The sequence below is a fragment of the Acinetobacter ihumii genome (assembly GCF_900625095.1).
GTDB classification, from domain to species: Bacteria; Pseudomonadota; Gammaproteobacteria; order Pseudomonadales; family Moraxellaceae; genus Acinetobacter; species Acinetobacter ihumii.
Window position 1 is genome coordinate 3,090,460 of the sequence record NZ_LR130760.1, and the last position, 12,396, is coordinate 3,102,855.

Sequence of the window (12,396 nt, forward strand, 5' to 3'; positions counted from 1 at the left end):
ATTTGTAAGTAAACAAGGTACTAATAATATTCACATCACAAGTGTTGTGATAGTATTAGCCATCATAATTCATGCGTCATTTATAAAGATATGTTTAGTTTGCATCCACAACTTGCTCAAGATACTTTTTTTGTAGGCGATTTTCCGCTTTCAACATGTCGTCTAATGAATGATATGCAATTTCCTTGGTTAATTCTCATTCCGCGTGTGCCTGGAATTACTGAGTTATATGAGTTGAGTCAAGCTGATCAAGAACAGTTTTTACGTGAATCAAGCTGGTTGTCCAGTCAGTTGTCACGTGTTTTCCGTGCGGACAAAATGAATGTTGCAGCATTGGGAAATATGGTTCCTCAGCTTCATTTTCATCATGTGGTTCGTTACCAAAATGATGTTGCTTGGCCAAAACCTGTTTGGGGTACCCCAGCAGTACCATATACCAGTGATGTACTTGCACATATGCGCCAGACTTTGATGTTAGCTTTACGTGGACAAGGTGATATGCCATTTGATTGGCGTATGGACTAAGTTGCGTTTTACCTCACCAATTTAGGTGTGGTTTAAATCAAAGATTGGAGACTGGAGTGCCTTTAGATCGGCTAGTTGATAGAGAACCTCGGCAGTTTGCATATTTTCATCGATTGATGGGCTATTCGATACTGTCATTAATTGTGGTGATTTATTCATTCACATCTCCAGATGCTCACTATCAAATTTACATTCCTGTCTTTCTTCTCTTTGTTTTATTGATTGCGCCAAAGCTAGATCGTTGGCTTCAATATAAATTTGATAAAACTGTAACGCGTAATGTATTTTTTACCCTTGATGCAATTGCGGTTGCAGTTGCACTGGCTGGGGTTCATCTTAGTTTAGTCCTCAGTTTTACCTCATTATTTGCACTTCTTTACACTGCCATAAACGCACGTATTTCGTTTATGGCTGCTTCATTAGCAAGTATTATTGGCATTATTGTTTTTTATAGCACCACCATTTTTATATTTGGTTTTCAGGAATATTTCGAACCGACCAGTCAGGAATTGACGGTTATTAGCCTAATTTGTCTGATCATTTTTATTAATATTGGTAACTATTATCAGCATACCCGAATTGAAAAGCTCAATCAGTTACGCCAGCACTATTATAATCAAATGACACGCTACATGACTTTCGCGAATCAATTAAGCCGTTATGCGCCGCTGCAACTTTGGCAATCCATTATGCGTGGAGAAACAGAAGCCAAAATTGAATATAAACGTAAAAAACTCACTATTTTTTTCTCCGATATACAAGGGTTTACCGAACTCTCTGAAACTTTGATTCCCGATGATTTGGCCTTTTTACTTAATGATTACCTCAGTCACATGACTGAAATTGCCAAACAATATGAAGCAACCGTCGATAAATTTATGGGCGATGCAATCTTGATTTTTTTTGGTGATCCTACTTCACAAGGTGTAGAAAAAGATGCCAAATCTTGTGTAGAAATGGCGATTGCTATGCGCCAGCAAATGAAAATTTTGCGGGAACGCTGGAAGAAAATGGGCTATCCTGCATTACATATTCGTATGGGAATTAGTACAGGCTATTGTCACGTTGGAAACTATGGAGCAACTCATCGTATGGCCTATACGATAGTGGGACGTGATGCAAATTTAGCAGCTCGTTTACAATATGCGGCTGAAATCGATGAAGTATTAATTTCTGATGATACTTACCAACTTGTTAAAAATGAATTTTTATGTGCGCCTAAAGCCCCTATTTATTTAAAAGGTATTCAAAGTGCAGTAAAAACATGGCAAGTGATGGAAAAATACACAGCGAAAAAACTAGATAATCAGCAGTGGTTTGATTATGAATATAAAGGATTCCATCTGGTGCTTAATATGGAAGAAGTTCAAAATTTTGAATATCCAGAATTAGTCGAAGTACTTGAAAAAATGATTTTGAGAATTAAGCTTCAACAAGATTTAACCAATGCACAAGGTGTAGTCCGGCTTAAACTCGAAGATGAAATAAAATAAAAGCCACTCAACTGAGTGGCTTTTATTTTTCTTGATCTGATTTTTAGTGATTTTCAGAAGCATGATTAATCGTGTATTTTGGAATTTCGACTTCCAGATCTTCATCCACAATTTTCACCTGACAAGATAGGCGAGAGTCGGGTTCAAGTCCCCATGCACGATCTAGCAAGTCTGCTTCTACATCATTCATTTCTTCAAGACTGTCAAAACCTTTGCGTACAATGACATGACACGTGGTACATGCACATGACATATCGCAGGCATGTTCAATTTTAATGCCATTTTTTAATAGACTTTGGCAAAGATTGGCATTTTCTTCAACCTCAAACTCAGCACCTTCAGGGCAAATTTGCGCATGTGGAAGAACTTTAATACGTGGCATATATTCACCTGTTTGTTAATTTGAATCTGACCAGTCGTTGAGTTTGGTGCCTTTTAGCGCATGATCAATGTGGCGGTTCATACGTAAAGCTGCAAATTCATCGCTATGCACTTTAAGTTGTTGCACAGCGGCTTCAATGGCTTGAATATCATTTGCATTGAGTTGAGCATGTAAATGATCTTTCGCAGTATTGAGTGCCTGTAATTGATTTTCAGATAACAACGCTGTATCAACTTTTAAAGCTTGTTCAAGTGCTTCAAGCTCACGTTGAGCTTCGACTTTGGTTTCTTGCAAATGACGAAGTAATTTATCTTCTTCAGCATGCTGAAAACCTTCAATCAATAGTCGCTCTGTATCTGTTTCAGATAAACCATAAGAGGGTTTAATATCAATTTGTGCTTTCACACCAGACGTGGTTTCTTCTGCTGCTACAGTCAGTAAACCATCTGCATCGACCTGAAAAGTGACTTCAATACGTGCCTGACCCGCAGTCATCGGTGGAATACCATGCAGAACAAAACGACCAAGTGAACGACAGTGTTCAACCAGATCACGTTCACCTTGTACCACATGAATCAGCATAGCAGTTTGACCATCTTGATAGGTGGTAAACTCCTGACGACGTGCAACAGGAATCGCGGTATTACGCGAAATAAGGCGTTCTACTAAACCACCCATCGTTTCTAAGCCAAGAGAAAGTGGTGTGACATCAAGAAGTAGTGAGCCATCCTGAGAATTACCAATCAGCTGATTGGCAGTGATTGCAGCACCAATCGCCACAACTTCATCTGGATTAATCGTACATAAAGGTTCTTGGCCAAACACATCACGCACGGTTTTTTGTACTGCATAAGAGCGCGTAGAACCACCAACTAAAACTACATTTTGAATATCATCCAGACTTAGCTTTGCATCACGTAGCACACGCTTACAAACATTGATGGTTTTATCCAGTGCGATTTGAATAATTGATTCAAAAGTAGTGCGGTCTAAATCTATTACATAGTCAAGGGCTTTAAACTGAACCTGCTCTTGATCAGAGAGAGCTTCTTTGGCTTTACGTGCGGCGACCATGAATGCAGCATATTCAGCATCATCCAATACATCAATATTAAGCTGTTTTTTTACCCATTTCACAATGAGACGATCCAGATCATCACCACCTAAAGCGGTGTGTCCACCTGTGGCAAGAACTTCAAATACGCCTTGTGAAAAACGTAAGATCGAGACGTCAAAGGTACCACCGCCTAAATCATAAATTACATAGTTATGATCTGTTTCTAGGTTGGTTTCCTGATCTAGTCCATAAGCAACCGCAGCAGCCGTTGGCTCATTTAAAAGGCGTAAAACATTTAAGCCTGCCAGTTGAGCTGCGTCACGTGTCGCTTGGCGTTGTGCTTCATCAAAATAGGCAGGTACTGTAATGACTGCGCCATTTACTGGGTTTTTAAGGCTAGCTTCGGCACGATCTTTTAATTGCTTGAGAATTTCTGCTGAAATTTCAACTGGGGTCTTACGTCCAGCACGAGTTTCAAAAGCAGGCATCTCATTATCTGCACCAATGAGAGTGTAGGGATGTTGAAACTTAATATCTGCCTTGGAACGTCCCATAAAACGTTTTACAGAAACGATGGTATTTTGGGAATCGGTGGTAATAAATGCTTTGGCATCCTCACCATATTCGGTGCTTGTTTCTGCATAGTGCACAATCGAGGGTAACAACACTCGATCTTGATCATCTTGTAAAACTTTGGCTTTACCCGATAGCACTGTGGCAACTAAAGAATGTGTTGTTCCAAGGTCAATCCCAATCGCAATACGATGTTGATGCGGGGCACTGGATTGACCTGGTTCAGCAATTTGCAAAAGTGCCATGAGTTAAATCCCTTGAAAGTAAATCGGTACAACTAAATTAAAATTCATCATCTAAATCAAAACTGTCATCATCTAGCAGGCGATCTTCAGCTTTGTCGATGTCATTTAATACCCGCTGGAAAAAACGCAGCTTACGCACCGTATCTCGTGCTTCGCCCCAGTCTTCATCTGCATAATCAATTTTGAACTCACGAATTAAACCATCAATCCACTGATGAACTTCAACTTTTAAAGTTTCAAGCTGTTCAGTATTCTGAGCTTCATCCAGTTGTTCGCGCATTTCCAAAGCTGACTGCAAAAACTCAAAATCACTAATGGATTGATCTAGATGATAATCTTGTTTTTTGAGTGAAAGTAAATAAGCAGCACGGCTATCGACTTGCGAAAGTGCCTTATAGGCTTGATTGATTTCACTGGACTTAATAAGGGCTTGATCTTTATCGACTGCTTTATCTGGATGATATTGCTGTTGTAGCTCAAGATAACTGGATTTTAATGTGGCTAAATCGATGTCAAGTGCTACGGGCAAGTTAAACAACTCAAAATGATTCATGGGAGATGAATTCCGTAGTAAATAAATATATTAAAAACAGTGTAAAAACACTGCTTTTAATATCAATTAAAAAAGATGAGATGGATTAAACTGTGAAGGATTCTCCACAACCACATTCACCTTTTTTATTCGGGTTGTTAAACTCAAAGCCTTCATTTAGACCATTTTTGACATAGTCCATTTCCAGACCTTCAAGATAAACCAGACTTTTGGGATCAACAAAAACCTTTACGCCATGCTGGTCAAAGATTTGATCATGTGTATCGATATCGTCTACAAATTCGAGAACATAAGCCAGACCTGAACAGCCTGAAGTTTTCACACCCACGCGAATGCCTTCACCTTTACCACGATTCGCTAAATAATTACGAATGTGAGTGGCCGCATTTTCAGTTAAATGAATCATGAAAACTCCGTCAAATTATGGCAATCAATTAAGCTTTGGTCTTTTTACTACGATAGTCGTCAATCGCAGCTTTAATCGCATCTTCTGCTAATACTGAACAGTGAACTTTTACAGGAGGTAAAGCAAGTTCAGTGGCGATATCAATATTCTTGATCGCTTGTGCTTGATCAAGCGTCTTACCTTTTAGCCATTCAGTGACCAAAGAGCTAGAAGCAATGGCTGAACCACAACCATAAGTTTTAAAACGTGCTTCTTCAATCACACCTTCGTCATTCACCTGAATTTGTAGGCGCATAACATCACCACATGCTGGTGCACCAACCATGCCTGTACCTACATTTTCAGCATTTTTGTCTAAAACACCGACATTACGAGGGTTTTCGTAATGATCAATTACTTTTTCGCTATAAGCCATGTTGCTTCTCCAAACCTCGGGGTCAGCCTAATATTAAATATGAGGGTAAAATTACTTTTTTCAATCAACAGTGTTTGGGATTAGTGTTCAGCCCATTCCACAGTTGAAAGATCAATACCATCTTTATACATATCCCAAAGCGGAGAAAGTTCACGTAATTTCTCAACAGCAGCCTTGGTAATTTCAAGCACATGATCAATATCTTGTTCGGTAGTATATTTACCGAAGCTAAAGCGAATTGAACTATGCGCCAGTTCATCAGATAAACCTAAAGCACGTAACACGTAAGAAGGCTCTAAAGTTGCTGAAGTACAGGCAGAACCTGAAGATACAGCTGCATCTTTAAGTGCCATCATGAGTGATTCACCTTCAACAAAGTTAAAGCTGACATTTAAATAGTTGGCTACGTTATGGGTTGGGTGTCCATTCAAGAACACTTGCTCAAGCCCTTGTAAACCATTCCAAAGTTTGTCACGTAGTTTACGAATACGGGTTTGTTCTTCTTGCATGGTCTTTCCAGCAATTTCAAACGCCTCGCCCATACCTACAATTTGGTGTGTAGCAAGAGTACCTGAGCGCATGCCACGCTCATGACCACCACCGTGCATTTGCGCTTTGAGGCGAACACGCGGACTACGACGCACATACAGTGCTCCAATACCTTTAGGACCGTAAACTTTATGGCCTGAAAAACTCATCAAATCAATTTTCATGGTAGACAGGTCAATTTCTACTTTACCCGCAGCTTGTGCAGCATCTACATGTAAAAATGTTTTGTTGGCACGCGTTAATTCGCCAATTGCAGCGACATCAGTCACGCTACCAATTTCATTGTTCACCATCATCAGAGACACTAAAATGGTATCAGGACGTAAAGCAGCTTTAACCATCTCAGGAGTAATAAGTCCAGTTTTTGGCTCTGGCTCAAGATAGGTAATTTCAAAACCCTGTTCTTCAAGTTCTCGGCACGGATCTAAAACTGCTTTATGTTCAATTTTACTGGTAATAATATGTTTACCTTTTGAACCATAAAACTGAGCAATACCTTTAAGCGCGAGGTTATCAGACTCAGTTGCGCCTGAAGTCCAGACAATTTCACGTGGATCAGCCTTAATCAGATTAGCCACTTGCTCACGTGCATATTCAACTTTCTCTTCTGCTTGCCAACCATAAGCATGAGAACGTGATGCAGGATTACCAAATGTGCCATCAAAAGTTAGGCATTCCATCATGCGTTCTGCCACTTCAGGCAGTACAGGCGTGGTCGCAGCATAATCAAGATAAATTGGGCGTTTCATTTCAAATACCTGTAGCCGATAAAAGGGCAGAATCATATTCTGCTGAATTTTGACGAAGCGCGACGGTTTGAACATTGTCACGGTTCACAAGATCAGCCAGTGTGATTTTTGCTAAATAATCAGCAATGTGGTGGGAGAGTTCTTGCCATAAGTCATGAGTTAAACACATTGCACCATTTTGACAGTTGCCTTTATGATCGCATCGTGTCGCATCGACAGTTTCGTTTACAGCTTCAATAATTTCTAATACGGTAATTTCATTGGCCTGACGGGCTAAATGATAACCACCGTTTGCACCACGAACACTTGAAACTAATCCATGACGCTTTAGCTTGGCAAATAGTTGCTCAAGGTAGGCGACGGAAATGGATTGACGGGCTGCAATTTCTGCAAGCGTGATCGTTTGTTCAGTTGGCTGCAAAGCTAAATCAAGAAGAGCAGTCACTGCGTAGCGACCGCGAGTTGTAAGGCGCATGATTCGGTACACATGTTTAGACTAGATGGTTTAATTTTAAGAATCCCGACTAAAATAGTCAAGTTATTTTATAGTTATTCGATTGATTTGTAGGGAAGGGGGCAGATACTGATTATGCTGCCCATAAATTATACACTAATAAACTAATTAAAACGACTGTTATTACAGCAAAACCGAGATTAATCAAGCGTTGGCGTTGTTGTAAGCGACGCAAGCGGTTTTTATATTGTTTAAGTTCAACATGCAGTCCATTAATCTGTGAACGCTGCACATCAATTTTTTCAAGCAATGGTGCAATACGCTTTTTGGAAGCAATTGCCTGATGAGGTTCATCTGGCTGACGTAACCACTGTTTCCAGTCTGCAAAAAGCTTAGGTAAACTAAAATATAAAAGTAAGTCTTTAAATTGTTCTTTGAGTGCTGGATCTCCGCCAATACGCATGGTTTTAATGCTACGACGATTACCAAATATAAAAATTTTGATGAGGTCGAGTAAAGTGCTACTCACTTCAAGATCGACATCGCGGTCAGGTGCCTGTAAATCGAACAGAACCCCTTTATCGGTAAACTGAACGTAAAAATCGAAGTAAGGGATATAGCTATTGATTCGCAAAATAATTTTTCTTTCGACAAAGGACTTTGCCTGAAGACGAATCACGGCATCATTCTTTAAAATAAAAGAGAAAACGGTTTCAAGTACAATTAACAAAATGTTAAGCAACAAATGAGACTGTTGTGTGCTTTGTTGCGAATCGCTCATACCAACACGGTCCTTAAGACTATAAAAATTCGAGATCCGATCTCAAAAATATAAAAATAAATAAAAATTAAAGTATTTACACAGCTTTGTAGAACACTTTAGCAAAACGATCAAGTCTTAAGTTTGCTATTATAGAAACATTTTATAATTAAATGTAGCTTATGTGCTGCAAAAGTAATCGGGAGAAACCAAAATGGAAAAGGAAAGCAACGAGCAAGATTTCGAAAAAGAATCAGAAAAATTGACTGGAAAAACCAGAGCTTCGCGCAAGTCTGCTCTTGATTTTAGAAAATACACCAAACAAATTTGGTTAGCTGGATTGGGGGCTTTTTCACGGGCAGAAGAGGAAGGCAATAAGCTATTTGACTCTTTAGTCAAAGTTGGCGAAGAATTAGAGTCAAAGACTATTGATACTGCCGATGCAACAGTGAACAAAGTGGCAGAAAAGGCCAAAGAGTCTGTGACGGATACCAAAGATAAAGTTGAGCGTATGATTGACCAAAGCGTGAATCATTCTTTAAACCGAATTGGCTTAGTGACGGCTAAAGATTTACAACATATCGAGCAACTGCTGTTACAACTACATGGCAAGGTCGATGAGTTAATCGAAGAAAATAAAAATTTGAAGGCAAAATTGAGTGAAAAATAAAAAAAATACCGTTTAGCGGTTTTTACTCAAAAAAATCTGGTTTATTTTTGATAAAACGCCCGATTCAGTATTGCCTTTTGCCCTAAAGCATTGCTATAAAGGCATCATGGCCTTTTAGACTTATAGCCTTAGATTTTAAATAAACGAAATAAGAGGATGTTATCTTCATGAATAAATCAGAATTAATTGATGCAATTGCAGAGAAAGGGGGATTGTCTAAGACTGATGCTGGTAAAGCATTAGATGCGACTATCGCTTCAGTAACAGAAGCTCTTAAAAAGGGTGATACTGTTACTTTAGTGGGTTTCGGTACTTTTAGTGTGAAAGACCGCGCAGCTCGTACAGGACGTAATCCTAAAACTGGTGAAGAGTTACAGATCAAAGCGACTAAAGTACCGAGCTTTAAAGCAGGTAAAGGTTTAAAAGATTCTGTTGCTTAATTGCACTAGATAAATTAACGCGCCTTTTGGGCGCGTTTTTTATTAAAAAACATAAAAGCAAGAGATTACAGATTCATTCAGCACAGTTTTTCAGTTAGAATCTGTTCGAAATAAAATAGTGGAATACTTATGGAATCGTTTCGTACAATCATTAAGGGTTGGCTTGGAAAAGTCCTGTTAGTCTTGTTTTTGACGCCTTTAGCGCTTGTAGGTATTGAAGGGTATTTTAGTGGACATAATAAGGCAGATGTTGCCAAAAGTGTAAACGGTCAAGATATTCCTAAAAAAGATGTTGAGAACCTAACAAAAACTTATAAAGATCAATATTTGTCGATGGTTAATGGAGATGAAACTTTATTAAACCAGTCGTTTATTCAAGAAACTGCACTCGATACTTTAGTGGCACGTACAGTGCTGCTGCAACAAGCAGAAAAGTTGGGTATTTCACTGAGTGATGGGCAAATTGAAAAAATGTTGGCTCAACAACCGAGTTTTCAAGAAAACGGTAAATTTTCTCAAACTTTGTATGAAAACTATTTGCGTTCGGTGGGAATGACCAGTCAAGCTTTAATTGCGAGTTTAAGACAGGATCATGCATTGAAGATGTTAACATCCAGTATTAATAATACGGCTTTGGTCAGTAAAGCCGATATTAATCAGATTGCAACATTACAAACTGAGCAACGTACATTACATTTGGCAAGTATTAAGCTGGATGAATACAAAAATGGAATCACGGTAAGTAATCAGGAAATTGCAGATTACTACAACAAGCATAAAAATAGCTTTAAGCAAGTGGCAAGTGTTGATGTTGATTATGTGATGCTTTCACCTGTACAGGTTGTGACCAATGCAGCAATCACTGATGCCGATTTGCAACAAGCTTATAAGGCTTTTGTGGAAAAGCAGCAACAAGAAGTGAAGCCTGAAGTCAAACATATTTTAATCACGACGGATGCTCGTTCAGATGCGGATGCACAGAAACTCGCGAATGATATTTATGCGAAAATCAGTGCAGGTACGTTATCTTTTGCTGATGCGGCTAAACAGTATTCCGATGATACCAGTTCCAAAAATGAAGGTGGTTTACTCAGTGCATATGCGCCAGGAGTATTTTCAAGTGAATTTGATCAGGCGGTAAATGCGCTGAATAATGGTCAAATTTCCAAACCTGTCAAAACACAGTATGGTTATCATATTATTGAAAGTAGTAAAACGGCTGCAAATATTCCTTCTTTTGAGGCAGAAAAAGCGCGTTTAACTGCTGAAGTACAAAAATCGAAAGCAGCCAATGCATATTCAGATGCAGTAAATAGTTTGAATGAAATGGTTGTAAGTAGTGATGATTTAACAGCAATTACTCAAGAAGTAAAATCAACGCGAGTGGAATCGGTTAATGGCGTAACTTTAGCCACGAATCACCCCGTTCTGAGTGATTCAAATGTTAAAACACGTATTTTCAATGATGATGTGAAAAACGGCGATCGTAATGCTTCAAGCAATATTCAATTAAGTAATGGCGATACGGTTTGGGTGAAAGTACGTAATTATCATGCTGCGGGCGTGAAGTCACTTGCAGAAGCGACTCCAGACGTTAAAGCCAAGCTCATTGAAGAAAAAGCTTTTCAGGCGGCTAAAGCCAAGATTGCAAAAACGCTCGAAGCTTTTAAAACTCAGCCTGCTGCGCAAGTCGTTGCAAGTAGTGGTATTAAGTTTGAAGATGCTGGAACATTTACACGTTCTCAAGGTTTAAAACGTGAAATTGAACGTGCTGCGTTTAGCCTAAGTACACCTCAACAAGGATTATGGTCAGTTACAACAGCCAAATTACCGAATGAGTTAGTCGTGGTCGGTGTTTCAAATGTGAATTCAACGACTGCCAACGCTTTAACCCCTGAACAATTGAATGAATTGAGTAAGTTGTATCAACAGTTCCGTGGTCAACAAGAGTTAGATGACTATACTCAGTACTTAAAGTCTAAAGCAAAAATTAAATAATGCTTTGATAAGAGATAAAAAAACACCTTTCAAATCGAAAGGTGTTTTTTTATGACTATGATTTATGTATTTAATTGGATTGATCCAGATAGTTTTGTCGATATTGCTTGGGGGATAAATCAAACTGACGTTTAAATGCCTGACTAAAAGCCGTTTCAGATGAATATCCGACATTATTGGCGATCTTTTGAATGGTCAGGTTACTTTCTCTTAAAAGCTGACTGGCAAGGCGTAGACGATGCTGTTGTAAATAAGCCAAAGGTGTTTCCTGAATAATGCTTTGAAATAGACTGGCAAATTTAGAACGAGACATACAACATTGTTCAGCGAGGCTTTCTACTGTCCATGGCTGTTCAGGACTACCATGAATTGCAGCTAGAGCATTGGACAGTTCTGGATGACTTAATGCATTTAACCAAGAGCTTTGATCCTCTAATTGTGCGATATAATCTCGAACACATTCAATCAATAAAATACTCATTAAATGATCAAAAATTTTATCGCGCCCTGGTTGAATGCGTTGGGTTTCCAATGCCACAAAATATAAGCCAACACGTAGCCATTCGGGACCAGTTGAGCTCATGGCATGATGAATATGAATATAAGGAGGTAAAGCACTTATAAGGGGGCGTGCCATCAGTGTATCAATATGACAGCGCACAGTAAAAATTAAAGCAGATTTAGACGATTTATTGCCAAGTTCAATCGCATCGTGACGATGACCTTTAAAGTGTGTACTAATATCCAAACTGTCAATGAGCTTGGTTTCTAAGCTATTAGAACAATGATGTGCTTTTCCGGCTGGAATGAGAACAATATCTCCAGCTTGAGCACTGACGTGTATATTATCGTCTATTTGAAAATAAGCAGAACCCATCAAAATAATATGTGCAATCACAGCATTTTGCTGCTGCATGCAAAATGACCATTCTCCTTGCGCTTTAATATAAAGATATTCAGATTTATTTAAATGAATATCGTCAAAAATTTTACTAAGTGCATCCATATTAATCTTAAGTTTCTTATTTCCAATAATGATAAAAAAAGCTCAAATTTAAAAAATGTGATTTTAGGACAAAAAAATGGTCGAAAATGCCAAAGACTTCTACATAGGTTTTTTGGACGCA

The 12,396-nt window shown here is 38.7% G+C and carries 14 protein-coding genes; 5 read left to right on the forward strand and 9 right to left on the reverse strand.

The window, feature by feature from the left end; genetic code table 11:
- Positions 1 to 90 precede the first annotated feature (90 nt).
- Positions 91 to 525, forward strand: coding sequence for an HIT domain-containing protein (locus tag E0D95_RS14490; protein ID WP_130804737.1), 435 nt, complete (start codon positions 91 to 93; stop codon positions 523 to 525).
- Between the two features lie 116 nt (positions 526 to 641).
- On the forward strand, positions 642 to 2,018 hold the full coding sequence (locus tag E0D95_RS14495) for an adenylate/guanylate cyclase domain-containing protein (RefSeq protein WP_431830766.1): 1,377 nt from the start codon (positions 642 to 644) through the stop codon (positions 2,016 to 2,018).
- 43 nt (positions 2,019 to 2,061) lie between these two features.
- Here E0D95_RS14495 and fdx read toward each other — a convergent pair whose 3' ends face one another.
- The 8 genes from fdx to E0D95_RS14535 all read right to left on the reverse strand — a co-directional run bounded on the left by fdx (position 2,062) and on the right by E0D95_RS14535 (position 8,182).
- The gene (gene fdx / locus E0D95_RS14500) at positions 2,062 to 2,400 is read right to left on the reverse strand and encodes an ISC system 2Fe-2S type ferredoxin (protein ID WP_130804739.1); all 339 of its coding nucleotides are present in this window, start codon (positions 2,398 to 2,400) and stop codon (positions 2,062 to 2,064) included.
- 15 nt (positions 2,401 to 2,415) lie between these two features.
- Positions 2,416 to 4,275 (reverse strand): Fe-S protein assembly chaperone HscA, encoded by a 1,860-nt coding sequence (hscA, locus tag E0D95_RS14505; protein WP_130804740.1) that lies wholly within the window; start codon positions 4,273 to 4,275, stop codon positions 2,416 to 2,418.
- A 37-nt stretch (positions 4,276 to 4,312) separates the two neighbouring features.
- Positions 4,313 to 4,828 (reverse strand): Fe-S protein assembly co-chaperone HscB, encoded by a 516-nt coding sequence (hscB, locus tag E0D95_RS14510; RefSeq protein WP_130804741.1) that lies wholly within the window; start codon positions 4,826 to 4,828, stop codon positions 4,313 to 4,315.
- Positions 4,829 to 4,913: 85 nt separating this feature from the next.
- Positions 4,914 to 5,234 carry an iron-sulfur cluster assembly protein IscA gene (gene iscA, locus E0D95_RS14515; protein WP_130804742.1) on the reverse strand — a complete coding sequence of 107 codons (321 nt, stop codon included), beginning with the start codon at positions 5,232 to 5,234 and terminating at the stop codon, positions 4,914 to 4,916.
- 28 nt (positions 5,235 to 5,262) lie between these two features.
- The gene (iscU, locus tag E0D95_RS14520) at positions 5,263 to 5,649 is read right to left on the reverse strand and encodes a Fe-S cluster assembly scaffold IscU (protein WP_130804743.1); all 387 of its coding nucleotides are present in this window, start codon (positions 5,647 to 5,649) and stop codon (positions 5,263 to 5,265) included.
- An 80-nt stretch (positions 5,650 to 5,729) separates the two neighbouring features.
- Positions 5,730 to 6,947, reverse strand: a complete 1,218-nt coding sequence (locus E0D95_RS14525) for an IscS subfamily cysteine desulfurase (RefSeq protein WP_130804744.1) — start codon at positions 6,945 to 6,947, stop codon at positions 5,730 to 5,732.
- 1 nt (position 6,948) lies between these two features.
- Positions 6,949 to 7,422 (reverse strand): Rrf2 family transcriptional regulator, encoded by a 474-nt coding sequence (locus tag E0D95_RS14530; RefSeq protein ID WP_130804745.1) that lies wholly within the window; start codon positions 7,420 to 7,422, stop codon positions 6,949 to 6,951.
- 112 nt (positions 7,423 to 7,534) lie between these two features.
- A complete protein-coding gene (locus E0D95_RS14535; protein WP_130804746.1) occupies positions 7,535 to 8,182 on the reverse strand; it encodes a hypothetical protein in 648 nt (215 codons plus the stop codon).
- Between the two features lie 193 nt (positions 8,183 to 8,375).
- On the opposite strand from E0D95_RS14535, the gene E0D95_RS14540 reads away from it, so the two are divergent.
- The 3 genes from E0D95_RS14540 (at position 8,376) to E0D95_RS14550 (ending at position 11,269) form a co-directional block, all read left to right on the forward strand.
- Complete coding sequence (locus E0D95_RS14540; RefSeq protein WP_130804747.1) at positions 8,376 to 8,831, forward strand: phasin family protein; 456 nt, start codon at positions 8,376 to 8,378, stop codon at positions 8,829 to 8,831.
- 167 nt (positions 8,832 to 8,998) lie between these two features.
- Positions 8,999 to 9,271 (forward strand): HU family DNA-binding protein, encoded by a 273-nt coding sequence (locus tag E0D95_RS14545; protein WP_004925576.1) that lies wholly within the window; start codon positions 8,999 to 9,001, stop codon positions 9,269 to 9,271.
- Positions 9,272 to 9,400: 129 nt separating this feature from the next.
- Positions 9,401 to 11,269: a SurA N-terminal domain-containing protein gene (locus E0D95_RS14550; RefSeq protein ID WP_130804748.1), complete on the forward strand. Its 1,869-nt coding sequence runs from the start codon at positions 9,401 to 9,403 to the stop codon at positions 11,267 to 11,269.
- 70 nt (positions 11,270 to 11,339) lie between these two features.
- Here E0D95_RS14550 and E0D95_RS14555 read toward each other — a convergent pair whose 3' ends face one another.
- Positions 11,340 to 12,275 carry an AraC family transcriptional regulator gene (locus tag E0D95_RS14555; protein WP_130804749.1) on the reverse strand — a complete coding sequence of 312 codons (936 nt, stop codon included), beginning with the start codon at positions 12,273 to 12,275 and terminating at the stop codon, positions 11,340 to 11,342.
- Between the last annotated feature and the right edge of the window lie 121 nt (positions 12,276 to 12,396).